Genomic DNA, 25,784 nt, shown 5'->3' on the forward strand with positions numbered 1-25,784 from the left:
CCAGCTCGACGAGGAGTTGGTCCATCGATGGCCACCGCTCAGCTGACCACCGACCGTCTGGCCGAGAAGCACCGGTCCACACTCGACCAGGCGCTCGAAACCATCCGCACCCGCGCCTACTGGTCGCCGTACCCCGAGCACCCGAAGGCGTACGGCGCGGACGGCACTCTCGACGCGGCGGCGGGCCTCGCCGCCCACCAGTCCGTGCTGAACACCCGCTTCGACCTCGACCAGCCCGGCACGGACGGCTGGACCGGCGGCGAGACCTCGCCGTACGGCCCGCAGCTCGGCATCGAGTACCCGCACTCCGACCTCGACGTGCTGCTGCCCGCGATGCGCGCCGGCATGGGCGCCTGGCGGGACGCGGGCGCAGAGACCCGCGCCCTGGTCTGCCTGGAGATCCTCGCCCGGATCTCCGCCCGTACCCACGAGTTCGCCCACGCCGTCATGCACACCAGCGGCCAGGCGTTCATGATGGCGTTCCAGGCCGGCGGCCCGCACGCCCAGGACCGCGGCCTGGAGGCCGTGGCGTACGCGTACGAGGAGCAGACCCGCACCCCCGCCGGGCGGGCCGGCTGGTCCAAGCCGCAGGGCAAGCGCGACCCCCTGGAGCTCAGCAAGGAGTTCACCCCGGTCGGCCGCGGCATCGCCCTGGTCATCGGCTGCAACACCTTCCCCACGTGGAACGGCTACCCGGGCCTGTTCGCCTCCCTCGCCACCGGCAACCCGGTCCTGGTCAAGCCGCACCCGCGCGCGGTCCTGCCGCTCGCGCTCACGGTGAAGGTCGCCCGCGCGGTGCTCGCCGAGGCCGGTTTCGACCCGAACCTGGTCGCGCTGGCCGTCGAGCGCCCCGGCGAGGGCATCGCCAAGACCCTGGCCGTCCGCCCCGAGATCCGGATCATCGACTACACCGGCTCCACCGCCTTCGGCGACTGGCTGGAGGCCAACGCCCGGCAGGCCCAGGTCTACACCGAGAAGGCCGGCGTCAACACGGTCGTCGTCGACTCCACCGACGACTACAAGGGGATGCTGGCCAACCTGGCCTTCTCGCTCTCCCTGTACAGCGGCCAGATGTGCACCACCCCGCAGAACCTGCTGATCCCCCGCGACGGCATCACCACCGACCAGGGTCCCAAGTCGTACGACGAGGTCGTGGCCGACCTCGCGGCGGCGGTCGGCGGCCTGCTCGGCGACGACGCCCGGGCGAACGGCCTCCTCGGCGCCCTGGTCAACCCGGACGTGAAGGCGCGCCTGGAGGCCGCCGCCGGGCTCGGCGAGGTCGCCCTCGCCTCCCGCGAGGTGGTCAACCCGGAGTACCCGGACGCCGTGGTCCGCACGCCGGTCATCGTGAAGCTGGACGGCTCCAAGCCGGACGCCCAGGCCGCGTACTTCTCGGAGTGCTTCGGCCCGGTCTCCTTCGCCGTCTCGGTGGACTCCACCGCCGACGCCCTGGAGCTGCTGCGCCGCACGGTCCGCGAGAAGGGCGCCATGACGGTCGGCGCCTACACGACCTCGGCGGACACCGAGCGCGCGGTGGAGGAGGTCTGCCTGGAGGAGTCGGCCCAGCTGTCGCTGAACCTGACGGGCGGGGTGTACGTGAACCAGACGGCCGCGTTCTCCGACTTCCACGGCTCCGGCGGCAACCCGGCGGCGAACGCCGCGCTGTGCGACGGCGCCTTCGTCTCCAACCGCTTCCGGGTGGTGGAGGTCCGCCGCCAGGCCTGACCCGCGGTCTCGTGGAGGCCCTCCGGGGCCTCCACGACTCCTACGGAGCCTCGATCTCCGCGTAGCGCTGCACCCAGGCGTGCATGGCGATCGCGGCCGCCGCACCCGCGTTGATCGACCGGGTCGAGCCGAACTGGGCGATCGAGCAGACCATCTCCACATGGGCGCGGGCCTCCTCGGTGAGCCCCGGGCCCTCCTGCCCGAAGAGCAGCACACAGCGGCGCGGCAGCACGGTCCGCTCCAGCGGGACGGCGCCCGGCAGATTGTCGATCCCGATGACCGGGATGCCCTCGGCCGCCGCCCACGAGGTCAGCGACGCGGTGTCCGGGTGGTGCCGGACGTGCTGGTAGCGGTCGGTGACCATGGCGCCCCGCCGGTTCCAGCGACGCCGGCCCACGATGTGGACCTCCTTCGCCAGGAAGGCGTTGGCGGTCCGCACCACCGAGCCGATGTTGAAGTCGTGGCCCCAGTTCTCCACCGCCACGTGGAAGTCGTGGCGGCGGGTGTCCAGGTCGGCGACGACCGCCTCGCGCGTCCAGTACCGGTAGCGGTCCACGACGTTGCGCCGGTCGCCGCCGGCGAGCAGTTCGGGGTCGTACCGCTCGTCCCGCGGCCACGGCTCCGGGTGCGGCCCGACGCCGATCTCGGGGCCGAACCCCTCGTCGTACTGGACCGGCTCGGGCTGTTCTTCCGTGGTGCTCACCCGACGAGGGTACGGGGGCCCGGCTCCTCACTCGTACGGCGCTGCTCGGGCAGCGTCTCGACCGGCGTCCGCTTCAGCAGCCGGTCCCGGCCCCGGACCACCCGGGCGCCCACCCACACCAGGAACGCCGTCGGCAGGAACACGGCGTCGGCGGAGATCATCGCGAGCGAGAAGACCGGCAGTCCGAGGAGCACCGCGATCCCGGCGTGCTCGGCCATCATCACGACGAGCAGGACGTTCTTGACCTTGCGGTTGAAGAGCGTGAAGGGGAACGCGACCTGGACGATCACCGTGCCGTAGCTCAGCAGCATCACCATGACCCCGCTGGCGCCGAGCAGGCCGGAGAGGGCCGGCCAGGGCGAGAAGTAGTCCAGGTGGAGCGGGTAGAACAGGGCGGTGCCCTCCTGCCAGCGCGAACCCTGGATCTTGTACCAGCCGGCCGTGGAGTAGATCATGCAGACCTCGGCCATGAGCACGACGAGGACGGCGTTGTGCGCGAGGTTGGCGAGGGCGTCGAGCAGGGTGCGCGGCTCCCCGGGGGCGAGCCGGCAGACCAGCCACCACAGCCCGTTCCCGAGCCACAGCACCCACAGCAGCACCGGCATCCACCACTCGCCGCTGACGTCGCTGAACCAGGTGGCGGCGAGGAGGAAGCCCCCGAGCACCGTCCACAGCAGCGGTCCGACGACATCGCGGCGCGGCGGCTCCCCGGCACGGGCCGCGCGGGCCTCGCGGGCCGCGCGCCGGGCGTCCAGGGACCACACCTGACCGCAGCGGGTGAAGACGAGGTAGATCGCGACGAGGTGGAGGACGTTGTCGCCGCCGTCGCCCACGAAGACGGACCGGTTCAGCAGCGAGAGCACCCCGACCATGAAGACCACGGACACGGCCCGGGTGCGCCAGCCCACCAGGAGCAGCGCGGCGGAGAGCACCGCGAGCCCGTAGACGAGCTCGAACCAGAGTCGGCCGTCCGACCACATGAGCACGGTGAAGGCCTTGTTGTCGGCGATCAGCCGCTGCGCCAGCTCCCAGGACCAGGGGCCGTCGGGTCCGTAGAGCAGATGGCGGTGCGGCAGCTCGCGCAGCAGGAAGATCAGCCAGGTCAGCGAGAAGCCGATCCGTACGATCGCGCTCTGGTACGGGGCGAGGGAGCGGCTCGTGACGGCCTGCACGCCGCGGGCGAGCTTGCGGTCGAAGGGCTCGCGGGCACGCGCGCGCGTGGCGGGGGACGCGGGCGTGGCGGGGGAGATGCTCATCGGCCCGCCTCCGTGCGGTTCGTGCCGGCACCGGCGGGCCGGTCGGCCTCGGTGATCGTCCACCACGGGAAGGCGCGGTAGGAGGGGACGGAACGCGACTTCTCGGTGCTCCACGAGGCGGCCGGGACGGGCCGGGAGACGGTGCGGATCTGGATGCGCCGCACCTCGGGGCCGAGGGCGCGTCCGTCGGGACCTTCGAGGGCGTCGAGCCTGAGCATCACGAGCCGGCGCATGTACTGCTCCGAGAGGTCGCCGCGCAGCCCGTTGGAGCGGCCGCTGTCGTTGTGCGTGTTGGTGTAGAAGTCCACGGCCCTGCGGAGCTGGTTCTGCTGCGAGTGGCTGGGGATCGGGTTGTGCTGGATGGCCTTGATGTCCTGGGCGGTGAGGTCGAGCCATCCGGTGGTGCGGCGGCCGCCGTCGGCGGCGGGGTCGAGCTCGACGCGGACCTCCAGGGCGACGTTCGTCTGGAGCGGGTTGGGCGCGAAGAGCTTCCAGTTCTGCTCGAACTCGGGGTAGATCCAGTCGTCGACGGCCTCGCCGTGCCGCTTGGTCAGCGTGTTGGACGGCCCCACGTGCAGGAACACCATCGCCAGGTGGACGCAGGTGAAAACGCCGATGACGGCGAGCGCCACGGCGACGACGACCTGGTACGGCAGCGAGAGCGCCATGATCCCGCCGCCGGATCCGGTCCCGGCCCCCTTGGACTCCGCGGGCTCCTCGCGGCCCTCGGTTCCGGGAGCGGTGCCCGGGGGCTCAGGAGGGGCGGCCGACGGGTCCGCGGGGGGTCTCCGCCCGTCGTCGCTCACCTCGACCGCGTCCTTTTCGACGTACGCGTCCATCCCGCCCCGATCCCGATCAGCCTGCCTCGGTTATCCACAGGGTTGACACCATACGGGCCGCCGACCCACCATTGAAGTCATTCAACCGAACGATCGGTCGGTAGGGAGTCTGATGACCGCAGTGACGGCAGCGACGACAGGGACCACGGGCGCACCCGGCGTGTCGGACACGGCCGTGGCGGCGGAGCAGGCCGCCTACGAGGCCGTCTTCGACGCCGCCGTCGCCGCCGACGAGCGGATCGAGCCGCGCGACTGGATGCCCGAGGCCTACCGCGCCTCGCTCGTCCGGCAGATCGCGCAGCACGCCCACTCCGAGATCATCGGCATGCAGCCCGAGGCGAACTGGATCACCCGGGCCCCCTCCCTGCGGCGCAAGGCGATCCTCATGGCCAAGGTGCAGGACGAGGCCGGCCACGGCCTGTACCTGTACAGCGCGGCGGAGACCCTCGGCACCAGCCGCGACGAGCTCCTCGACAAGCTCCACTCCGGCCGCCAGAAGTACTCCTCGATCTTCAACTACCCCACGCTGACCTGGGCCGACGTCGGCGCGATCGGCTGGCTGGTCGACGGCGCCGCCATCACCAACCAGGTCCCCCTCTGCCGCTGCTCCTACGGCCCGTACGCCCGCGCGATGGTCCGGGTCTGCAAGGAGGAGTCCTTCCACCAGCGCCAGGGATACGAGGCACTGCTCGCCCTGTCGAACGGCACCGAGGCCCAGCACGCCATGGCACAGGACGCGGTGAACCGCTGGTGGTGGCCCTCGCTCATGATGTTCGGCCCCCCGGACGACGAGTCGACGCACACCGCCCAGGCGATGGCCTGGAAGATCAAGCGCCACTCCAACGACGAACTGCGCCAGCGCTTCGTCGACATCGCCGTCCCCCAGGCCGAGGCCCTCGGCCTCACCCTCCCCGACCCCGACATCCGGTGGAACGAGGAGCGCGGGCACTACGACTTCGGCCCGATCGACTGGACCGAGTTCTGGGCCGTCCTCAAGGGCAACGGCCCCTGCAACGACCAGAGGCTCAGCAAGCGGCGCCAGGCCCACGAGGACGGCGCCTGGGTCAGAGAAGCGGCGGCGGCCTACGCCGAGAAGCACACCGGACAGCACGGAGAGGGACAGGCATGACGACCGACGGTTGGCCGCTGTGGGAGGTCTTCGTGCGCTCCCGCCGCGGACTGTCCCACACCCACGCGGGCAGTCTCCACGCCCCCGACGCGGAAATGGCCCTGCGCAACGCCCGCGACCTCTACACCCGCCGGTCCGAAGGCGTGTCGATCTGGGTCGTCCCCTCGACGGCGATCACCGCCTCCTCGCCCGACGAGAAGGACCCCTTCTTCGAGCCGGCCGCGGACAAGCCCTACCGCCACCCGACCTTCTACGAGATCCCCGAGGGAGTGAAGCACCTGTGACCGGCACCACCGACACCGTGACCGCCGCGGCGCTCGCCCTCGGCGACGACGCCCTCGTCCTCTCCCACCGCCTCGGCGAATGGGCCGGCTCCGCCCCCGTCCTGGAGGAGGAGGTCGCCCTGGCCAACATCGCCCTCGACCTCCTCGGCCAGGCCCGCGTCCTGCTCTCCCTCGTCGGGGACGAGGACGAACTGGCCTACCTCCGCGAGGAGCGCTCCTTCCGGAACGCCCAGCTGGTCGAGCAGCCGAACGGCGACTTCGCCCACACCATCGCCCGCCAGCTCTACTTCTCCACCTACCAGCGACTCCTGTACGGGCAGCTGGCCACCGGCGACGGCCCCTTCGCCGGCCTCGCGGCCAAGGCCGTCAAGGAGGTCGCCTACCACCAGGACCACGCCGAGCACTGGACCCTCCGCCTCGGCGACGGCACCCCCGAGAGCCACCAGCGGATGCAGCGCGCCTGCGACGCCCTCTGGCGGTACACCGGCGAACTGTTCCAGCCCGTCGACGGCCTCGACCTGGACCTCCCCGCCATGGAGACCGCCTGGCTGGACTCCGTCACCGCCGTCCTCGGCCGGGCCACGCTCACCGTCCCCGCCGGACCCCGCACCGGCGCCTGGAGCGCGGGCGCCGGCCGACAGGGCCTGCACACCGAACCCTTCGGACGCATGCTCGCCGAGATGCAGCACCTGCACCGCAGCCACCCGGGGGCGACATGGTGACCATGACGGCCCTGGAGGAGGAACTGAGCCGCGTCGCCGGCTCCGTCCCCGATCCCGAGCTGCCCGTCCTCACCCTGGAGGAACTCGGCGTCATGCGGGGCGTGCAGGTCCTCGGCCCCGGCCGCGTCGAGGTCTCCCTCACCCCCACCTACACCGGCTGCCCCGCGATCGAGGCGATGGCCTCCGACATCGAGCAGGCCCTCCACGAGCACGGCGTGCCGGACGTCTCCGTCGTCACCGTCCTCACCCCCGCCTGGTCCACCGACGACATCAGCGAGGAAGGACGGCGCAAACTCACCGAGTTCGGCATCGCCCCACCACGCCCCCAGGGACCCGCCGGCGGCCCCGTGCCCCTCACCCTGGCGATCCGCTGCCCCCACTGCGGATCCACCGACACCGAGCTCCTGAGCCGCTTCTCCTCCACCGCGTGCAAGGCCCTGCGCCGCTGCACCGCCTGCCGCGAACCGTTCGACCACTTCAAGGAGTTGTAGATGGAATCCTCAGCCGCCGGACGGGCCGGGTTCCATCCCCTCGAGGTGAGCGAGGTCGACCGGCTCACGGACGACTCCGTGGCCGTCACCTTCGCCGTCCCGCCCGAACTCCACGAGGCGTACCGGCACCTCCCCGGCCAGCACCTCGCCCTGCGCCGCACCGGCGAGCAGGGAGAGGAGATCCGCCGCACCTACTCGATCTGCGCCCCCGCGTCCCCCGCCGGCGAGCCCCCCGTCCTGCGCGTCGGCATCCGGCTCGTCGACGGCGGCTCGTTCTCGACGTACGCGCTCAAGGAACTCGCCGTCGGCGACCTCGTCGAGGTCATGGAACCGATGGGCCGCTTCACGCTCACCGCGCGCCCCGGCCACTTCGCCGCCGTCGTCGGCGGCAGCGGCATCACCCCGGTCCTCTCGATGGCGGCCACCCTGCTCGCCCGTGAGCCGGAGGCCCGGTTCTGCCTCGTCCGCAGCGACCGCACCGCCGCGTCCACGATGTTCCTCGACGAGGTCGCCGACCTCAAGGACCGCTACCCGGACCGCTTCCAGCTGGTCACCGTGCTCTCCCGGGAGGAGCAGCAGGCGGGTCTGCCGTCCGGCCGCCTCGACCGCGAGCGGCTCACCGGACTCCTGCCCGCCCTGCTGCCGGTCGCCGACATCGACGGCTGGTTCCTCTGCGGCCCCTTCGGACTCGTCCAGGGCGCCGAGCAGGCACTGCGCGGCCTGGGCGTCGACCGCGGCCGGATCCACCAGGAGATCTTCCACGTCGACGACGGCTCCGCGCCCGCCCCGGCCCCCGCCGCCGACGCCCCGGCGCACGCCACCCTGACGGCGACCCTGCACGGCCGGTCCGGCACCTGGCCGGTGGAGCGGGGCGAGACCCTCCTCGACACCGTGCTCCGCGCCCGCGCGGACGCCCCGTACGCCTGCAAGGGCGGCGTGTGCGGCACCTGCCGCGCCTTCCTCGTCGGCGGAGAGGTGCGGATGGACAGAAACTTCGCCCTGGAGCCGGAGGAGACCGAAGCCGGATACGTCCTGGCCTGCCAGTCCCACCCGGCCACCCCGGACGTGGAGTTGGACTTCGACCGCTGACGGATGGGGGCGCCGACGAGGTGCGGCGCCCCCATTCCCTTCCCCTAGAACCTGTTCTATCTTGACGATCCGTCAGAAGAACAGGCTCCGGGCAACGGGAAGGCAGCACCGTGGACTTCACCTTCACCGAAGAGCAGCAGGCGGCCGTCGAGGCGGCCAAGGCGGTCTTCGCGGACGTCACGCCCGACGCGGTCCCGAGCCCCGCCCTCACCCCGGGCGCCGTGGCCGAGGACCTCGACCGGCCGCTCTGGGCCCGCCTCGCCGCCGCCGACCTCCTCGGCCTCACCCTGACCCCCGAGCACGGCGGCGCCGGACTCGACCCCGTCGCCCTCTGTCTCGTCCTGCGCGAATCCGCCCGCGTCCTCGCCCGCGTCCCCCTCCTGGAGACCAGCGCCGTCGCCCTGACCGTCGAGCGGTACGCCCACCCCCGTACGGCCGCCGGGCTCCTCCCCCGTACCGCCCGCGGCGAACTCGTCCTCACCGCCGCCTCCCAGGGACGCACCGGCCACGAACCCGCCGACCTGGCCGTCACCGCACGCCGCGACGGAAGCGACTGGATCCTCGACGGCCTCCAGACCGCCGTCCCCTGGGCCCACCGCGCCGACATCATCGCCGTACCCGCGCACACCGCCGAAGGCCGCACGGTCCTCGCCCTGCTGCCCCGCGCCCACGAGGGCGTGGACCTCACCGACCAGTACTCGACCAGCGGCGAACTCCTCGCCGAACTACGGCTCGACGCCGTACGGCTCGACGAGGCGGACGTCATCGAGACCGACGGCGCCTGGGAACGACTGCGCGACCTCCTCACCACCGGAACGTGCGCGCTCGCCCTCGGCCTCGGCGAGGCCGTCCTCGCCATGACGAGCCAGTACACCGGAAAGCGCGAACAGTTCGGCCACCCCGTGGCCACGTTCCAGGCGGTCGCCGTCCAGGCCGCCGACCGCTACATCGACCTGCGCGCCATGGAGGCCACCCTCTGGCAGGCCGCCTGGCGCCTCTCCAGCGGCGCCGACGGGGCGCTCCCCGCGGCGGGGGACATCGCCGTCGCGAAGATCTGGGCCTCCGAAGGAGTCCGCCGCGTGGTGCAGACCGCCCAGCACCTGCACGGCGGCTTCGGCGCCGACACCGACTACCCGCTGCACCGCTACCACGCCTGGGCCAAGCACCTCGAACTGTCCCTCGGCCCCGCCGCGGCCCACGAGGAGGCCCTCGGCGACCTGCTGGCCGCCCACCCCCTCGACTGACGCCTCAGACGTACGTCAGAGGACGAAGGCCTGGTCGCCGCTCTCCGCGACCATCGGACGCCCGGCACCGTCCCAGGCCATCATCCCGCCGTCCACGTTCACCGCGTCGAAACCCTGCTGCACCAGGTACTGGGTGACCTGCGCCGAACGGCCGCCGACCCGGCACATCACATAGGCGCGACCGCGCTCGGCCATGACCTCCGTCACCTCACCGAAGCGGGCCACGAAGTCGCTCATCGGCACGTGCACCGCACCCTCGACGTGCCCGGCCTTCCACTCGTCGTCCTCCCTGACGTCCAGCACCAGGGCATCGGCCGGCACGGAAGCCGCGTCCACCGAGGGCAGCGGGGAGAAATTCATGGGACAGGCCTTCTCTCGTTCCAGTACCGCCCGAAGGACTCGGCCGGTACTGAAAACCTACTGCACCAGCCCCGCCAGCTCGCTCTCCCGCTCGGCGACCTGCGCGAGCAGCTGCTCGGCGATCTCCTCCAGGAGCTGGTCCGGGTCCTCCGGCGCCATCCGCAGCATCGCGCCGATCGCGCTCTCCTCCAGCTCACGGGCCACCGCCGACAGCATGTCCTTGCGCTCGGCCAGCCACTCCAGGCGCGCGTACAGCTCCTCGCTCTCGCTGAGCCGCTCCTCGGCCGGCACCGGTCCGGCCTCCCACTCCGCGGACAGCTCGCGCAGCAGCGCCTCGTCGCCGCGGGCGTAGGCGGCGTTCACCCGCGTGATGAACTCCTCGCGCCGCTTCCGCTCGTCCTCCTCCCGGGCCAGGTCGGGGTGGGCCTTGCGGGCCAGCTCGCGGTAGAGCCTGCGGGCCTCCTCACCGGGACGGACCCGCTTCGGCGGCTGAACGGGCCGGTCGGTGAGCATCGCCGCGGCCTCGGGGGAGAGGCCGTCGGTGTCGATCCAGTCGTGGAACAGCTCGTCCACACCGGGCATCGGCAGCACCGCCGCCCGCGCCTCCTCCGCCCGCCGCAGATCCTCCGGATCCCCGGTACGCGCCGCCCGCGCCTCGGCGATCCGCGCGTCCAGCTCATCGAGCCGCGCGTACATCGGCCCGAGCTTCTGGTGGTGCAGCCGCGAGAAGTTCTCCACCTCGACCCGGAAGGTCTCCACGGCGATCTCGAACTCGATCAACGCCTGCTCGGCCACCCGCACAGCCCGCTCCAACCGAGCCTCAGGCCGCTCCTCCCCGCCGGACCGGCCCGCAACCGACCCGTCCCCGACGGACTGGTCCGCAACCGGCCCCTCCCCGACGGACTGGTCCCCAGCCTGCGGCTCCCCCGACTCGGCCCCGGCCTGCCGGTCGCCGGACCGCTGCTCCTCGGACTGCTCGGCCACGGGCCGCTCGTCCCCGGGTCCCTCGTTCACACCCTGGTCCACGCTCACGTCCACGCCCGCCAAGTCCTCGTTCCGCCTCGTCCCATCCAGCCTACGGTCCTCCGGGGGGGGCCTCCCCCCCCTCCCTCCCCCTCCCTCCCCTCCCCCCTTGGCTGTGGTCCCCCTGACTTCCTCCGACGTCTCCTGGCTCCCTGACGTCCCCCGACTCCCCGCCCACGACGCCTGGAACGCGATCGGAGACGAGGAACTCGTCTCCCACACCGACGCCCCCGACCTCAGGCGTCAGACACCCAGTTCCGCCGCTATGCGTCCCGTGCGGACGGCCGACAGCAGGTCGGCGTGGTCGGCGGTGGTGCGGTCGGCGTAGGTGACGGCGAAGGAGGCGATGGCCTCGTCGAGTTCCTCGTTCTTGCCGCAGTAGCCGGATATCTGGCGCGGGTCGGCGCTGTGGGCGTGTGCGCGGGCGAGCAGGGCGCCGGTCATCCGCCCGTAGTCGTCGAGCTGGTCCGCGGTGAGGGCGGCGGGATCCACGCTGCCCTTGCGGTTGCGGAACTGCCGGACCTGGAACGGGCGCCCTTCGACCGTGGTCCAGCCCAGCAGGATGTCGCTGACGACCTGCATCCGCTTCTGTCCGAGCACCACGCGCCGGCCCTCGTGGTCGGTGTCCGCCACGGTGAAGCCGGCGGCCGGCAGGTGGGGGAGCAGGGCCGACGGCCTGGCTTCCTTCACCTGGAGCACCAGCGGTTCGCCCCGGTGGTCCAGGAGCAGGACCACGTAGGAGCGGGTGCCGACGCTTCCGGTGCCGACGACCCGGAAGGCCACGTCGTGGACGGCGTACCGGGCGAGGAGCGGCAGTCTGTCCTCGGACACGGTCTCCAGGTACGTGCCGAGGGAGGTGGCGACCTCGGCCGCTTCGGCGTCGGGGACCCTGCGCAGCACCGGGGGTGCGTCGACGAATCTGCGGCCGCCGCCTTCGGCGGCCGTCACGGCCTCGGTCGAGCGGGCGGCGAATCGGGCGCTCGTGTTGTTGCGGGCCTTGGTGGAGACCCGTTCCAGGGTGCCGAGGAGGTCGCGGGCGTCGGTGTGGGAGACGAGTTCCTCGTCGGCGATCGCGTTCCAGGCGTCGTGGGCGGGGAGTCGGGCGAGCAGGCGCATGGTGCGCCGGTACGCGCCGACGGTGTCGAAGGCGGCGGCCCGGCACACGTCCTCGGCGGCTCCGACTTCCCGGCCGGCGAGGACGAGGGAGGTGGCGAGCCGTTTGAGGTCCCATTCCCAGGGGCCGACGACGGTCTCGTCGAAGTCGTTGAGGTCCATGACGAGCCGGCCGCGGGCGTCCCCGTAGAGGCCGAAGTTGGCGGCGTGCGCGTCGCCACATATCTGGGCGGCGATCCCGGTGACGGGTGTTCCGGCGAGGTCCTGGGCCATCAGTCCGGCGGAGCCGCGCAGGAAGGCGAAGGGGCTCGCCGCCATCCTGCCGACCCGTATCGGTGTGAGTTCGGGGACCCGGTCGCGGCTCGATTCCTCGACGGCGCGCACGGCGTCCGGGCGGTCGGCGGCGAGGGCCGGCTGGTCGTGCGAGGAGCGGGGCACCCGCTCGCGGAGTTGCTTGCCGTGCTCCTTGGGGGAGATTCCGGTGCCGGGGGCGGATCGGCGGGCGAAGCCCGGCACGTGCGGGACGCGTGCCCCGTTCTGCTGTCCGTCCGTACCGCGCTGTCCTGGCACGACGGCCCGGTTCTCGTCCATGGGACGCCCTCCCCCGATGCGTTGTCCAACATCATCCGGCCCCGACCGTACCGCCGTTCCCGATCGAGCGTCTCCCCCTGTGGACAACGCCTGTGGACAACCTTCGGATCTCGTTCTCAGGCCGCGACGGCTTCTTCCATCTCCTCCTCGGCCGCGGCCGCGGCCCGGGTTTCGGCCGGCGCCGTGGTCACGGCGTCCGTCTTCTTCCGCCGTGTCTCCGTGAGCCCGGCGAGGACGAGGAGCGCGGTGCCGGCGAGGAGCCAGAGGGCGAGGACGAGGATGTGCCCGCCGAGCCCGTGACCGTCGAAGTAGACGTGGGCGCGTACGCCTTCGACGAAGCCCGCGCCGTTCCAGAAGGCGTGCAGGGCGCCGAAGAAGCCGGGCTGGAGTTCGGGCCGGTAGATGCCGCCGGAGCTCGTGAAGTTGAGCATGACGAAGAGCACCATCACGCCGAGCGTGGTCCAGCGGCGCAGGAAGGTGTGCAGGCCGACGCCGACGGCCAGGATGCCCGCCGCGTACAGCCAGGACGTCGCCCACACCCCGCCGAGCCCCTGGTCGACCAGGTGGAAGACCGGCCCGGCGAAGAGGGTGCCGATGAGGCTGACGACGAGGGACATGCCGGCGGCGAGGAGGGCCCTGATCCGCATGGGCAGGACGGCGCCTGCTCCGCCGATGACGGCGACGGAGGCGTACGAGCCGATGCTGAGGGCGACGAGCAGGAAGAAGACGCCCTGGCCGGTGGGGTCGCCGGAGGCGGTGGGGGCGACGTCGGTGACCTTGAGCGGTGCGTCCTGGGCGGCGGCGACCTTGGTGAAGACCTTCTCGACGGCCATGGCGCTGGTGTCGGAGGAGCCGGAGGCGACGAGCAGTTCGGGCTTCTCGCCGGGGACGTAGGCGCCGAAGCTGCGCTGTTCGCGCAGCGCGGAGACGGCGGTGGCCCGGTCGGGGACGGTACGGACGTCGAGGGCGCCGGCGCCCTTGTCGTGGAGCGTCTGCGCGAGGACCTGGGTGGTGGGGCCGGAGCCGATGACGTCGACGCGCAGGTCGTGGGGTTCGGGGGCGTGGAAGGCACCGAGGTAGGCGAGTCCCATGCCGACGCACATCAACAGGGGGGTGAGCAGATGTCCGAGGACATGCCGCAACGCACCGCTGGTGTTCGGTCCTGCGGACACCGAGACCTCCATGGTTGGCTTTTACAACTAAATAACCGTTGTACTATACAACCGAAAGCGCGTGACCGGCGAACGACGACGACAGGGAGCCCACGATGACCGGCGGCACACCGCCTCCCCGTGAGGCGTCCGTGGACGTCATCCAGCGCGAGCTGACGGCCTTCGCCCGCCGGGCCCGGGCCGCGGCGGCCCGGGTCCATCCCGAGCTCCCGCTGGTCTCGTACACGCTCCTCGCCCACATCGAGGAGCAGCGCGGCTGCCGCGCCACCGACCTCGCGGCCCACTACCTCCTGGACAAGTCGACGATCAGCCGCCAGATCGCCGCCCTGGAGAAGCTCGGCTTCGTCGAGCGGCGCCCGGCCCCCGACGACCACCGGGTGCACGTCCTGCACCCCACCGAGGCCGGCACCAAGGTCCTCGCCTCGGCCCAGGCGAACAGGCTCGTCGTCTTCCGGGAGCGCCTGAAGGACTGGTCGGCCGAGGACCTCGGCCGTTTCGCCACGTACCTGCTGCGCTACAACGAAGCGGCCGCGAGCCCCCTCCCGGACATCCCTTCCACCTGACCCGAGGCCCCCGGGGGCTCCCCTGCGGCTACAGTCCCGCGTCCCGCGCGAGCAGCGCCGCCTGCACCCGGTTCTCGCAGCGCAGCTTGGACAGGATGCGGCTCACGTACGTCTTCACGGTGGCCTCGCTCATGTGGAGCCGCTTTCCGGCGTCCGCGTTGGAGAGCCCTTCGCCGAGCAGCGCGAGGACGTCGCGCTCCTTCTCGCTGAGCGCCGCCACGCGTGCGCGTGCCTCTTCGGCGCGGGCCGCCTCCCGGCCGGTGGCGAGCCGTTCGACCACGTGCCGGGTCGCCGCCGGCGACAGGTACGCGTCTCCCGCCGCCGCGGCCCGTACCGCCCGGATCAGCTCGGCGGGCGCCGTGTCCTTGAGCAGGAACCCGGCGCCCCCGTGCTCCAGGGCCCGCAGCACGTTCTCCCGCTCCCCGAAGGTCGTCAGGATGATCACCCGGGCCGCGGGCGCCGCCCGGCGCAGCTCCGGCAGCGCCGAGAGGCCGTCGAGCACCGGCATCTGGATGTCGAGGAGCACCACGTCGGCGGCGTGCGCCCGCGCCGCCTCGACCGCCGCCCGCCCGTCGGCCGCCTCCCCGACGACCTCGATCTCCGGGTCCGAGATGAGGATCATCCGGATCCCGGCCCTGATCAGGGGCTCGTCGTCGGCGATCACGACCCTGATGGGCTGCCCTGCCACAGCTTCTCCCCCACGCCTCCGGTACGGGCGGTTCAGCGCTATCGCTGCTTGACCACGTACGACTTCTTCTCGATCAGCTTGCCGTCCTTGAAGCAGAACCGGAAAACGGGGTCCTCGTCATAGGCGTCGCCCATCTCCGAGGACAGCAGCACCAGGCAGCGGGAGCCCTCCGGCCGTTCGGGTCCCGAGCCGTCGAGTCCGGTGGTGGCGATGGTGTCGCCCGAGGGGAGCTGCTCGCGGACCTCCTTCTCGGTCATCCCGACCTTCACCGCGTTGTACTGGGCGGGGTCGATCATCCCGTCCTTCAGCGAGCCCATCAGGAAGTAGAGGCCGAAGCCGCCCGCCACCACCAGCAGGACGAGTGCCGCGAACGCGATCCCGCAGCCCAGCGCGATCGCCCCGCCCGTGCTCCTGCTCTTTCCCCCACGCACCGCCATCGCCAGCTCCCGCTCCGTGAACGTCCGGTCGGCCGGTCCGACCACGACCGGACGACCATCGCCCACCAGCGGCTTCGTGGTCTGCTGTCGGAAGTCGTCGGCCGCATCGACCAAAGGCGCTGCCTCCACGACGGGCGCGGCCCCGTACGGCAGCATCCCGGCCACCCGGAACCCGCCGCCGTCGGCCGGACCCGCGTGGCAGATGCCGCCCACCAGGCGGGCCCGCTCGACGAGCCCGGCCAGCCCCTGTCCGCCGCTCACGACGTCCTTCGCCGGTCCGTCGACCGGTTCGCCGTTGACGATCTCCACGACGAAGGTGTCCGGCTCGTACCGCAGCTCGACGCCGATCGGCGTCCCCGGCGCGTGCTTGTAGGCGTTGGTCAGGGCTTCCTGGACGATCCTGTACGCGGCGTGGTCGGCGGCCGGTGCCAGTGGCCGCTCCTGCCCGAGGCTCCGCAGCCCGATCGAGGTGCCGGTCGCCCGGGCGGCCTCCACGAGCCCTGCTATCCCGGCGATGCCGCGCGCGGCCCGCCCCGTCTCGTCCCCGGCCGGCGCGGGCGCCGCCGTCCCGTCCGTCGCGGCGACCCCGTCGCGGAGTATCCCGACGACCTCCCGCAGCTCGTGCATGGCGGTCACGGACGCGTTCCGCAGGACGCCGACCACCTCGCGCTGGCGCTCGCCGAGGTCCCGGTCCACTTCGAGGGCCCCCGTGTGCACGGCGATCAGTGCCAGCTGGTGGCCGAGGCTGTCGTGCATGTCCTGCGCGATCCGCTGCCGCTCCCGCAGCCGCGCCTGCCAGACGACCATGTTCCGCTCGCGCAGCAGCTGCGCGTTGCGCTCCTGGAGGGCGTGCAGCAGGGTCCGGCGCTGGGTCCAGTACCGGTGGGCGAGGCCGGGGGCCAGGGTGGTGCCCAGGTAGTAGAGGGTCGCCATGAAGGCGACGGTGAGCAGCCGCTGCCGGTCCCAGGTCTCCAGGACCGTCCCGCCGACGTTCAGGACGAAGGAGGCGATGAACGCGGCCAGCGCCCGCCCGGCACTGGCGATGTACCGGCCGGACGACCAGCCGAGCACGATGAGCAGCGCCCCGAGGCCGGGCACGAAGGGGGTGAGTCCGGCGGTCAGGACGAGCACGCTCGCGGGGAGTCTGCGCCGCAGCAGCGACAGGACGGCCGCGCCGGCGCCGACCGCGACCGGCCGCCAGCCCTCGCCGCCCATGAGTTCCTCGGTCCCCGCCGCGAGCACCGCGAGGACCAGGGCGAGGGCCACCTCGCCGGTGATCCTGCGCCGCGACCACTGTCCGGGCACGGCGAACCAGTCCCACCAGGCGGCGGCCCTGGCCCCGATCTCCCGTGCGGTCCGGGTCCCCGACTTCGACATAGCGTCCACGCTCGAACCCTAGGCAGCGCCCGGCATGCCGGACGTCTCTCTTTCGTCTCGCCTTCCGACGACAAAAGTCGCGCCGGCGACCGAGCCGTGCCGGCGACCGAGGCGCACGCGCTCATCGAGGTCCGACGTGGGAAGGCTCACATCCGCGCCGACGAACGCGGAAGCCCCGTAGGTCGATGACCTACGGGGCTTCCGTCTGGTGCGCGAGGGGGGAGTTGAACCCCCACGCCCTTGCGGGCACTGGAACCTGAATCCAGCGCGTCTGCCTATTCCGCCACCCGCGCATTGGGTGGTCTCCCTGCCCTCTCACTTTTCAGTGGGAGCGCCTGGCGACATCTGAAGATTAGCACGTCGTAGACCGTGGATTCACATCCGTTGTTTCGCCCCCGCTCCCGGAGAACAAGGAGAGGGGGAGGAGCGGCGAAGCCAGGGGGCGGAGGAGGGGGAGCGGAGGGGAGGGGGAGCGGAGGGGAGGGGGAGCGGCGGAGGAGGGGGAGCGGCGGAGGAGGGGGAGGAGAAGAGGAAGAGGGAGAGGAGGAAGGAGAGAAGGAGGGGGGAGAAGGAGGGCGGAAGCGGACGGACCGGTCCGGAACCCCGGCCCGCGCCTCCGCTCCCGCAGCCGGGTGCGGGACACTGTCCACAGGCCGCCTCTACGATCCGTGGGGAAAGCCTGTGAGAGGTGACACTCGTCCACAGGGCAGAGAAGGGGAACCAGCCGATTTCCCGACGCGTGGATACGATCAGTAAGCAGTACCAGGGCGACAACGACGGAGGAGGTGCCCCATGGGAGTCCTGAAGCGTTTCGAGCAGCGTCTCGAAGGTCTGGTCAACGGCACCTTCGCCAAGGTCTTCAAGTCCGAGGTCCAGCCCGTCGAGATCGCGGGCGCGCTCCAGCGCGAGTGCGACAACAACGCGACGATCTGGAACCGCGAGCGGACCGTCGTCCCCAACGACTTCATCGTGGAGCTGAGCACGCCGGACTACGAGCGTCTCAGCCCCTACTCGGGCCAGCTCGGCGACGAGCTCGCCGGCCTGGTCAGGGACTACGCGAAGCAGCAGCGGTACACCTTCATGGGCCCGATCAAGGTCCACCTGGAGAAGGCCGAGGACCTCGACACCGGCCTGTACCGCGTCCGCAGCCGCACGCTGGCGTCGAGTACGTCACAGTCGCAGCCGCCCTCCCCGGGGCAGCACCCGCAGCAGGGCCGCGGCGGCTACGGGTACCCCCCGGCCGGCGCCCCGCCCATGCCCGCCTCCCCGCCTCCCGGCGCGCCCGGCCACCGGCCGACGGCGCCCGCGGGGCGTCCGGCGGGTGGCCCCGGATCCACGCCCGGCCCCGGCACCCATGCCGGAGCGGGCCCTTCCATGCGCCGCTGGATCGAGATCAACGGCACCCGCCACCAGATCTCCCGCCCGACCCTGGTCCTCGGCCGCAGCACCGACGCGGACGTGAGGATCGACGATCCCGGCGTCTCCCGCCGGCACTGCGAGATCCGGACCGGAACGCCCTCGACGATCCAGGATCTGGGATCCACCAACGGCATCGTGGTGGACGGGCAGCACACCACCCGCGCTACGCTCCGCGACGGCTCGCGGATCGTCGTGGGCAGCACCACCATCGTTTACCGGCAAGCCGAAGGGTGAAGCGGGGGCAATGTCAGAGCTGACCCTGACGGTCATGCGGTTGGGTTTCCTGGCCGTTCTGTGGCTGTTCGTCATCGTGGCCGTCCAGGTCATTCGCAGCGACCTCTTCGGTACGCGAGTCACCCAGCGTGGTTCGCGGCGCCAAGAGGCGCGCCCCCAGCAGAACGCGCGCCAGGCCGCCGCGCCTCCGCAGCAGCGCGGCCAGCAGAACGCGGGCGGTGGGCGCCAGCGCCGCGGCGCCCCGACCAAGCTGGTCGTCTCCGAGGGCACCCTCACCGGCACGACCGTCGCCCTCCAGGGCCAGACGATCACGCTGGGCCGGGCGCACGACTCGACGATCGTCCTCGACGACGACTACGCCTCCAGCCGTCACGCCCGGATCTACCCGGACCGGGACGGCCAGTGGATCGTCGAGGACCTCGGGTCCACGAACGGCACGTATCTCGACCGGGCCCGCCTCACCACCGCCACACCCATTCCGCTGGGCGCGCCGATCCGCATCGGCAAGACCGTCATCGAGCTGCGGAAGTAGTACGAGAATGAGCGAGCGGAGCGAGCGAGCCGGGACGGTCCCCGCCACAGGACGTGCCGCGCTCCCGACCGGAGCGACTGAAGCGACCGGCGTGACCGGAGCGACCGGAGGGTGGGCAGTGTGGGTCGAGACCGGCTGTACCCCGATGCAGCGTCGACAGGGCAGGTGCGCATGACTCTGTCCCTGCGATTCGCCGCGGGCTCGCACAAGGGCATGATCCGCGAGGGCAACGAGGACTCGGGTTACGCCGGTCCCCGGCTCCTCGCCATCGCCGACGGCATGGGCGGCCAGGCCGCCGGTGAGGTCGCCTCCTCCGAGGTGATCTCCACGCTCGTCACGCTCGACGACGACGTCCCCGGCTCCGACATCCTCACCTCGCTCGGTACGGCGGTGCAGCGCGCCAACGACCAGCTGCGGATGATGGTCGAGGAGGACCCGCAGCTGGAGGGCATGGGCACCACGCTCACGGCCCTCCTGTGGACCGGCCAGCGCCTCGGTCTCGTGCACGTCGGGGACTCGCGCGCCTATCTGCTGCGCGACGGCGTCCTCACCCAGATCACCCAGGACCACACCTGGGTCCAGCGCCTCGTCGACGAGGGCCGGATCACCGAGGAAGAGGCCACCACCCACCCGCAGCGCTCGCTCCTCATGCGCGCGCTCGGCAGCGGCGACCACGTCGAGCCCGATCTCTCCATCCGTGAGGTCCGGGCCGGCGACCGCTATCTGATCTGCTCCGACGGCCTGTCCGGCGTGGTCTCGCACCAGACCCTCGAGGACACCCTCGCCAGCTACCAGGGCCCGCACGAGACCGTGCAGGAGCTGATCCAGCTCGCGCTGCGCGGCGGCGGCCCCGACAACATCACGGTGATCGTCGCCGACGTCCTCGACGTCGACGGCGGCGACACCCTCGCCGGCCACCTCAGCGACACCCCGGTCATCGTGGGCGCCGTCGCCGAGAACCAGGCCCAGCTGAACGACGGCGGGGCGATGCAGACCCCCGCCGGCCGCGCCTCCGGCCTCGGCCGCCCCGCGCCGCACCAGCAGCCCCCCGCCGGCGGCTTCGGCCCGCCCGGCAGCGGCGGCGACCACGGCTACGGCGGCATGCCCCCGCAGGGCTCCTTCGACTCGTACGCGGACGACGACTTCGTCAAGCCGCGCACCGGCCGCAAGTGGCTCAAGCGCTCCTTCTTCCTCGTCCTCGTCCTCGGCCTCGTCGGCGGCGGCCTCTACGGCGCCTGGCGCTGGACGCAGACGCAGTACTTCGTGGGGTCCAAGGACCAGCACGTGGCGCTGTACCAGGGCATCAGCCAGGACCTGGCGTGGGTGTCGCTCTCGAAGGTCGAGACGGACCACCCCGAGATCGAACTCAAGTACCTCCCCGCCTACCAGCGGAAGCAGGTCGAGGACACGATCGCGGGCGGCAGCCTCGGCAAGGCCCAGACGAAGATCGCCGAGCTGGCCGTGCAGGCCTCCGCCTGCAAGAAGGCGGAGCAGCGTCACGCCGCCGCCGAGAAGGCCGCCGACCAGGCGAGCAAGCCGCCGGCCCAGAAGCCCGCGGGCACCGCCACGCCCACTTCCAAGCCCACCACAGCCGCTCCGTCCCCGGGTCCCACCCTCACCGCGGAGGAGCAGAAGCTGGCCTCGAACTGCGGCAAGCAGTAAGCACCCGTAGGGGGCCTTTCACCACCATGAGCGTTGTCACCAACACGACCACCATCGGCGCGATCGAGGCGCCGAGCCGTCGCAACACCGAGCTGGCGCTGCTCGCGTTCGCCGTCGTCATCCCGGTGTTCGCGTACCTCAACGTGGGCCTGGCCATCGACGGCAAGGTCCCGGCCGGAATGCTCGGGTACGGCCTCGGCCTCGCGCTGCTCGCGGGTGTCGCCCACCTCGTGGTGCGGAAGTGGGCGCCGTACGCGGACCCGCTGCTGCTGCCGCTGGCGACTCTGCTCAACGGCATGGGACTGGTGCTGATCTGGCGTCTCGACCAGTCGCCCCGGCTGATCTCGCTGGCGAAGCGGACGTACGGCGCGTTCAGCCCGTCCGCGCCGAACCAGATGATGTACTCCGCGATCGGCATCGCGATGTTCGTGGGCGTGCTGCTGCTGCTCAAGGACCACCGGGTGCTGCAGCGGTACACGTACATCTCGATGGTGGCGGCGCTCGTCCTGCTGCTGCTGCCGCTCGTGCCGGGACTCGGCGCGGACGTCTTCGGCGCCAAGATCTGGATCCGCGTCGGCGGCTTCTCGATCCAGCCCGGTGAGTTCGCCAAGCTGGTCCTGGCGATCTTCTTCTCCGGCTACCTCATGGTGAAGCGGGACGCGCTCGCCCTGGCGAGCCGCCGTTTCATGGGGCTCTACCTGCCGCGCGGCCGTGACCTCGGCCCGATCCTGACGATCTGGGCGATCAGCCTCCTCATCCTGGTCTTCGAGAACGACCTCGGTACGTCGCTGCTGTTCTTCGGCATGTTCGTGATCATGCTGTACGTGGCGACGGAGCGGACCAGCTGGGTCGTCATGGGTCTGCTGATGTCCTCCGCGGGCGCCGTGGTCGTCGGCTCGACGGCGAGCCACGTGCAGTCGCGCGTCCAGGCCTGGCTCGACCCGTTCGAGTGCCTGAAGACGGCGCCTCCCGGCACCAACATGGCGTACGCGTGCGACCAGATGACACAGGTGCTGATGTCCTTCGGTTCCGGTGGCATCCTCGGCACCGGTCTCGGCCAGGGCAATTCGGACCTGGTCCAGTTCGCCGCGAACTCCGACTTCATCTTCGCCACCGTCGGCGAGGAGCTCGGTCTGACCGGTGTGATGGTCTTCCTGCTCTTCTACGGCCTGATCATCGAGCGCGGCGTCCGCACCGCCCTCGCGGCCCGCGACCCGTTCGGCAAGCTGCTGGCGATGGGCCTGTCCGGCGCCTTCGCGCTGCAGGTCTTCGTCGTCGCCGGTGGTGTGATGGGCCTCATCCCGCTCACCGGTATGACGATGCCGTTCCTCGCGTACGGCGGTTCCTCCGTGATCGCCAACTGGGCCCTGATCGGCATCCTGATCCGGATCAGCGACACCGCGCGCCGTCCCGCGCCCGCCCCCGCCCCGAACTCCGACGCCGAGATGACCCAGGTGGTCCGTCCGTGAACAAGCCGCTGCGGCGGGTCGCGATCTTCTGCGGCCTGCTCGTCCTCGCCCTGCTCGTCCGCGACAACTGGCTCCAGTTCGTCCGCGCCGACGAGCTGAACGCCAGTCCGAACAACCGGCGCATCCAGATCGAGCGGTACTCGAACGAGCGCGGCAACATCATCGTCGACGGCAAGCCCGTCACGGGCTCCGTCGACTCGGGCGACAAGTTCTACAAGTACAAGCGGACCTACGTGGACGGCCCCATGTGGGCCCCGGTCACCGGCTTCGCCTCGCAGGCCTACGACGCCAACCAGATCGAGAAGATCGAGGACGGCATCCTCACCGGCAACGACGACCGGCTCTTCTTCGACCGCACCCTCGCCATGTTCACCGGCGAGAAGAAGAAGGGCGGCGACGTCGTCACCACCCTCAGCGGCGCCGCGCAGAAGGCCGCCTACAAGGGACTCGGCAAGAAGACCGGCGCCGTCGTCGCCATCGAGCCGAAGACCGGCAAGATCCTCGCGATGGCGTCCACGCCCTCGTACGACCCCTCCGCCTTCGCCGGCTACTCCAGCGAGGACGAGAAGGCCTGGGTCTCGCTGGAGAAGGACAAGAACAAGCCGAAGCTGAACCGCGCGCTCCGCGAGATCTACCCCCCCGGCTCCGTCTTCAAGGTCGTCACCGCCGCCGCGGCCCTGGAGAACGGCAAGGTCACCGACATCAACGCGCCGACCGACACCCCCGAGGGCTGGAAGATCCCGCTCTCCAACCGGGAGATGGTCAACCACGCCAAGGGCTGCGCCAACACCAGCCTGATCCACGCGCTCGAGATCTCCTGCAACTCGGTGTTCGCGAAGCTGGGCGACGACGTCGGCCGCGACAAGATGGTCGAGATGGCGGAGAAGTTCGGCTTCAACGCCGAGCAGTTCACCCCGGTCCGCTCCTCCGCCTCCGTGTTCGACAAGAACTCCGACCGCGGTGGCAACGCGCTCTCGTCGATCGGCCAGTTCAACACCGCGACGACCCCGCTGCAGATGGCGATGGTCACGGCGGCGATCGCCAATGACGGCAAGCTGATGAAGCCGTACATGATCGACCAGCTGCGGGCCCCGAACCTCGACGTCATCAAGCAGAACGAGCCGGAGGAGATGAGCCGCCCGGTCTCGCCGGAGACCGCGCAGAAGCTCCAGCAGATGATGGAGAGCGTCGTCACGAAGGGCACCGGCGGCAACGCCGACCTGAACATGGACGGCGTGAAGGTCGGCGGCAAGACGGGTACGGCCCAGCACGGCGAGAAGAACGCGAAGCGTCCGTACGCCTGGTTCATCTCGTACGCCAAGACCTCCGAGGGCTCCCCCGTCGCGGTCGCCGTCGTCGTCGAGGACTCGGCGGGCACGGACCGTGAGGACATCACCGGTGGCGGCCTCGCCGCCCCGATCGCGAAGGCCGTGATGAAGGCGGTCATCAAGACCCGGGGCTGACCCCCTGGACCCCGTACGAGCCAGGTACCGGTCAGGTATCAGCTACCGGCCCCGGGCGGAACGCCTTCCCGGGGCCGGTAGCGTATGCGCGAACAGCACACACCGCCGGACCACCCATGGGTGCGGTCGGGACAGACGGAGAGGGCTGGATTAGCTATGGAAGAGCCGCGTCGCCTCGGCGGCCGGTACGAGCTGGGCCCGGTGCTCGGCCGTGGTGGCATGGCCGAGGTGTACCTCGCCCAGGACACCCGGCTCGGCCGCACCGTCGCCGTGAAGACGCTGCGGGCCGACCTGGCCCGTGATCCGTCCTTCCAGGCCCGGTTCCGCCGTGAGGCACAGTCCGCCGCCTCGCTGAACCACCCGGCGATCGTCGCGGTCTACGACACCGGCGAGGACTACGTCGACCAGGTCTCCATCCCGTACATCGTGATGGAGTACGTCGACGGGTCGACCCTGCGTGAGCTGCTGCACTCCGGGCGCAAGCTGCTGCCCGAGCGCACCCTCGAGATGACGGTCGGCATCCTCCAGGCGCTGGAGTACTCGCACCGCGCCGGCATCGTGCACCGTGACATCAAGCCGGCGAACGTCATGCTGACGCGCACCGGCCAGGTCAAGGTCATGGACTTCGGCATCGCGCGCGCCATGGGCGACTCCGGCATGACCATGACGCAGACCTCCGCGGTGATCGGCACGGCCCAGTACCTCTCCCCGGAGCAGGCGAAGGGCGAGCAGGTCGACGCCCGCTCCGACCTGTACTCCACCGGCTGCCTGCTCTACGAGCTGCTCACCGTCCGGCCCCCGTTCATCGGCGACTCCCCGGTCGCGGTCGCGTACCAGCACGTCCGCGAGGAACCGCAGCCGCCGAGCAACTTCGACCCCGAGATCACGCCCGAGATGGACGCCATCGTCCTGAAGGCGCTGGTCAAGGACCCCGACTACCGCTACCAGTCCGCCGACGAGATGCGCGCGGACATCGAGGCCTGCCTCGACGGCCAGCCGGTCGCGGCCGCCGCCGCGATGGGCATGGGGATGGGCATGGCGGGCGCGCCCGCGTACGGCGGGGGCTACGGCGGCTATCCGCCGGAGGACCAGCCGACGACCGCGCTGCGCCAGGCCGACCCGGCCGGCCAGACGTCGATGATGCCGCCGGTCAACCCGGACGACGGCGGCTACGGCGGCTATGACGACCGTCCGGACCGCCGCCGCGGCGGTGGCCAGAAGAAGTCGAACACCTCGACGATCCTGCTGGCCCTCGCGGCCGTCCTGGTGCTCATCGGCGCGGTCTTCATCGGTGTCGCGGTCTTCAACAAGAAGGACGCCCCCCAGCAGGTCACGGTCCCGCAGCTGGTCGGCCAGACCATGGAGGGGGCGCAGGGCCTCGCGCGCAACGTCCAGGTGAAGGTCCAGCAGGCCGGCACCGAGCGCTGCGACCAGCCCAAGGACACCGTCTGCCGCCAGGACCCGGCCGCGGACAACGGCGCGAAGATCGACATCAACGGCACGGTCCAGGTGTACATGTCCGAGGGCGCCCCGCTCATCGAGGTCCCGGACGTCATGGAGCAGTCCCAGGAGCGGGCCGAGCAGAGCCTCAAGGACAAGGGCTTCAAGGTCAAGGTCGAGCAGGAGGAGTCCGACCAGGACCCCGGCACGGTCCTGCGCCAGAACCCCGAGGGCGGCACCAAGGCGGAGCAGAACTCCGAGATCACGATCACCGTCGCGAAGAAGCAGCTGTCCGAGCTTCCCAGCCAGAAGGGCCGGACCTACGACCAGGCCCTCCAGCAGCTGAACGCGATCGGCTTCAAGAACGTGAACAAGGAGGAGGTCGACTCGAACGAGCCCGCGGGCACGGTCATCGACCAGACCCCGCAGGGCCCGTCGAACCAGCCGCTGGACGTCCAGATCACGCTGAAGGTCTCCAAGGGCCCGCAGCAGCAGACGGTCACGATCCCCCCGGGTCTGACCGGCAAGAAGTTCAAGGACGTCCGGGACCTGCTCCAGGGCATGGGCCTGCAGGTCGTCCAGGTGGGCTCCGACAAGGAGGACGCCCTCGTCCTCAACACGAACCCCCCGGAGGGTTCGACGATCCCCACCAACCAGCCGGTCACCGTCACCACGCTGGGCGGTGGCGGCGGGGACAACAACAACGGGAACCCCGGCGGCGGCGGCTTCTTCGGCTGACGCCCGCCACACACGGGAGAG

23 protein-coding genes and 1 tRNA gene are annotated in these 25,784 nt (G+C 71.3%); 14 read left to right on the forward strand and 10 right to left on the reverse strand.

All coding sequences use genetic code 11. From position 1 onward, the window contains the following. Window positions 1-27: 27 nt before the first annotated feature. Window positions 28-1,725: a phenylacetic acid degradation protein PaaN gene (gene paaN, locus ACFYUS_RS15580; protein WP_388851067.1), complete on the forward strand. Its 1,698-nt coding sequence runs from the start codon at window positions 28-30 to the stop codon at window positions 1,723-1,725. A 40-nt stretch (window positions 1,726-1,765) separates the two neighbouring features. Here paaN and ACFYUS_RS15585 read toward each other — a convergent pair whose 3' ends face one another. The 3 genes from ACFYUS_RS15585 to ACFYUS_RS15595 are packed head-to-tail and all read right to left on the reverse strand — an operon-like array spanning window position 1,766 to window position 4,523. After that, window positions 1,766-2,428 (reverse strand): TrmH family RNA methyltransferase, encoded by a 663-nt coding sequence (locus tag ACFYUS_RS15585; protein WP_267259177.1) that lies wholly within the window; start codon window positions 2,426-2,428, stop codon window positions 1,766-1,768. After that, window positions 2,425-3,684: an HTTM domain-containing protein gene (locus ACFYUS_RS15590; protein ID WP_388851070.1), complete on the reverse strand. Its 1,260-nt coding sequence runs from the start codon at window positions 3,682-3,684 to the stop codon at window positions 2,425-2,427. The genes ACFYUS_RS15585 and ACFYUS_RS15590 overlap by 4 nt, the downstream gene beginning before the upstream one ends. Continuing rightward, window positions 3,681-4,523, reverse strand: coding sequence for a DUF5819 family protein (locus tag ACFYUS_RS15595; protein WP_388851073.1), 843 nt, complete (start codon window positions 4,521-4,523; stop codon window positions 3,681-3,683). The genes ACFYUS_RS15590 and ACFYUS_RS15595 overlap by 4 nt, the downstream gene beginning before the upstream one ends. A gap of 112 nt (window positions 4,524-4,635) precedes the next feature. On the opposite strand from ACFYUS_RS15595, the gene paaA reads away from it, so the two are divergent. From paaA to ACFYUS_RS15625, 6 genes are all read left to right on the forward strand, one after another. After that, window positions 4,636-5,652: a 1,2-phenylacetyl-CoA epoxidase subunit PaaA gene (paaA, locus tag ACFYUS_RS15600; protein WP_388851076.1), complete on the forward strand. Its 1,017-nt coding sequence runs from the start codon at window positions 4,636-4,638 to the stop codon at window positions 5,650-5,652. Further along, window positions 5,649-5,936 carry a 1,2-phenylacetyl-CoA epoxidase subunit PaaB gene (gene paaB, locus ACFYUS_RS15605; protein ID WP_030692422.1) on the forward strand — a complete coding sequence of 96 codons (288 nt, stop codon included), beginning with the start codon at window positions 5,649-5,651 and terminating at the stop codon, window positions 5,934-5,936. Before paaA ends, paaB begins: the two co-directional genes overlap by 4 nt. Continuing rightward, window positions 5,933-6,658, forward strand: coding sequence for a 1,2-phenylacetyl-CoA epoxidase subunit PaaC (paaC, locus tag ACFYUS_RS15610; protein WP_388851079.1), 726 nt, complete (start codon window positions 5,933-5,935; stop codon window positions 6,656-6,658). The genes paaB and paaC overlap by 4 nt, the downstream gene beginning before the upstream one ends. Further along, window positions 6,652-7,149 carry a 1,2-phenylacetyl-CoA epoxidase subunit PaaD gene (gene paaD, locus ACFYUS_RS15615; RefSeq protein ID WP_388851082.1) on the forward strand — a complete coding sequence of 166 codons (498 nt, stop codon included), beginning with the start codon at window positions 6,652-6,654 and terminating at the stop codon, window positions 7,147-7,149. Before paaC ends, paaD begins: the two co-directional genes overlap by 7 nt. Then, the gene (locus ACFYUS_RS15620) at window positions 7,150-8,238 is read left to right on the forward strand and encodes a 2Fe-2S iron-sulfur cluster-binding protein (RefSeq protein ID WP_388851085.1); all 1,089 of its coding nucleotides are present in this window, start codon (window positions 7,150-7,152) and stop codon (window positions 8,236-8,238) included. Window positions 8,239-8,348: 110 nt separating this feature from the next. Further along, window positions 8,349-9,482 carry an acyl-CoA dehydrogenase family protein gene (locus tag ACFYUS_RS15625; protein ID WP_388851088.1) on the forward strand — a complete coding sequence of 378 codons (1,134 nt, stop codon included), beginning with the start codon at window positions 8,349-8,351 and terminating at the stop codon, window positions 9,480-9,482. Between the two features lie 15 nt (window positions 9,483-9,497). On the opposite strand, the gene ACFYUS_RS15630 is transcribed toward ACFYUS_RS15625, so the two are convergent. The 4 genes from ACFYUS_RS15630 to ACFYUS_RS15645 all read right to left on the reverse strand — a co-directional run bounded on the left by ACFYUS_RS15630 (window position 9,498) and on the right by ACFYUS_RS15645 (window position 13,741). Next, window positions 9,498-9,842, reverse strand: coding sequence for a rhodanese-like domain-containing protein (locus ACFYUS_RS15630; protein WP_388851091.1), 345 nt, complete (start codon window positions 9,840-9,842; stop codon window positions 9,498-9,500). A gap of 57 nt (window positions 9,843-9,899) precedes the next feature. Continuing rightward, window positions 9,900-10,655 (reverse strand): hypothetical protein, encoded by a 756-nt coding sequence (locus ACFYUS_RS15635; protein ID WP_388851774.1) that lies wholly within the window; start codon window positions 10,653-10,655, stop codon window positions 9,900-9,902. A gap of 453 nt (window positions 10,656-11,108) precedes the next feature. Next, entirely contained in the window at window positions 11,109-12,569 is a 1,461-nt protein-coding gene (locus ACFYUS_RS15640; protein WP_388851094.1) for a DUF2252 domain-containing protein, read from the reverse strand. A 116-nt stretch (window positions 12,570-12,685) separates the two neighbouring features. Continuing rightward, complete coding sequence (locus ACFYUS_RS15645) at window positions 12,686-13,741, reverse strand: hypothetical protein (RefSeq protein ID WP_388851097.1); 1,056 nt, start codon at window positions 13,739-13,741, stop codon at window positions 12,686-12,688. Window positions 13,742-13,836: 95 nt separating this feature from the next. Here ACFYUS_RS15645 and ACFYUS_RS15650 point away from each other — a divergent pair, with 95 nt between their 5' ends. Continuing rightward, window positions 13,837-14,304, forward strand: a complete 468-nt coding sequence (locus tag ACFYUS_RS15650; RefSeq protein WP_388851099.1) for a MarR family winged helix-turn-helix transcriptional regulator — start codon at window positions 13,837-13,839, stop codon at window positions 14,302-14,304. A 28-nt stretch (window positions 14,305-14,332) separates the two neighbouring features. Here the strand turns inward: ACFYUS_RS15650 and ACFYUS_RS15655 are convergent, their stop codons facing one another. From ACFYUS_RS15655 to ACFYUS_RS15665, 3 genes are all read right to left on the reverse strand, one after another. Continuing rightward, window positions 14,333-14,992 carry a response regulator gene (locus ACFYUS_RS15655; RefSeq protein WP_388851102.1) on the reverse strand — a complete coding sequence of 220 codons (660 nt, stop codon included), beginning with the start codon at window positions 14,990-14,992 and terminating at the stop codon, window positions 14,333-14,335. 38 nt (window positions 14,993-15,030) lie between these two features. After that, window positions 15,031-16,806: a sensor histidine kinase gene (locus tag ACFYUS_RS15660; protein ID WP_388851777.1), complete on the reverse strand. Its 1,776-nt coding sequence runs from the start codon at window positions 16,804-16,806 to the stop codon at window positions 15,031-15,033. 206 nt (window positions 16,807-17,012) lie between these two features. Continuing rightward, window positions 17,013-17,099 (reverse strand) — tRNA-Leu (locus ACFYUS_RS15665). 499 nt (window positions 17,100-17,598) lie between these two features. Here ACFYUS_RS15665 and ACFYUS_RS15670 point away from each other — a divergent pair. The 6 genes from ACFYUS_RS15670 to pknB all read left to right on the forward strand — a co-directional run bounded on the left by ACFYUS_RS15670 (window position 17,599) and on the right by pknB (window position 25,763). Further along, window positions 17,599-18,459 (forward strand): FhaA domain-containing protein, encoded by an 861-nt coding sequence (locus ACFYUS_RS15670; RefSeq protein ID WP_388851105.1) that lies wholly within the window; start codon window positions 17,599-17,601, stop codon window positions 18,457-18,459. Between the two features lie 10 nt (window positions 18,460-18,469). Further along, window positions 18,470-18,991 (forward strand): FHA domain-containing protein, encoded by a 522-nt coding sequence (locus tag ACFYUS_RS15675; RefSeq protein WP_388851108.1) that lies wholly within the window; start codon window positions 18,470-18,472, stop codon window positions 18,989-18,991. Window positions 18,992-19,162: 171 nt separating this feature from the next. Next, window positions 19,163-20,653: a Stp1/IreP family PP2C-type Ser/Thr phosphatase gene (locus ACFYUS_RS15680; RefSeq protein WP_388851111.1), complete on the forward strand. Its 1,491-nt coding sequence runs from the start codon at window positions 19,163-19,165 to the stop codon at window positions 20,651-20,653. 26 nt (window positions 20,654-20,679) lie between these two features. Beyond that, a complete protein-coding gene (locus ACFYUS_RS15685; protein ID WP_388851113.1) occupies window positions 20,680-22,122 on the forward strand; it encodes an FtsW/RodA/SpoVE family cell cycle protein in 1,443 nt (480 codons plus the stop codon). Further along, window positions 22,119-23,585: a peptidoglycan D,D-transpeptidase FtsI family protein gene (locus ACFYUS_RS15690; RefSeq protein ID WP_388851116.1), complete on the forward strand. Its 1,467-nt coding sequence runs from the start codon at window positions 22,119-22,121 to the stop codon at window positions 23,583-23,585. The genes ACFYUS_RS15685 and ACFYUS_RS15690 overlap by 4 nt, the downstream gene beginning before the upstream one ends. Window positions 23,586-23,741: 156 nt before the next feature. Further along, window positions 23,742-25,763, forward strand: a complete 2,022-nt coding sequence (gene pknB, locus ACFYUS_RS15695) for a Stk1 family PASTA domain-containing Ser/Thr kinase (protein ID WP_388851119.1) — start codon at window positions 23,742-23,744, stop codon at window positions 25,761-25,763. The last annotated feature ends 21 nt before the right edge of the window (window positions 25,764-25,784 follow it).

The sequence above is a fragment of the Streptomyces sp. NPDC004284 genome, from assembly GCF_042874035.1.
Taxonomy (GTDB): Bacteria; Actinomycetota; Actinomycetes; order Streptomycetales; family Streptomycetaceae; genus Streptomyces.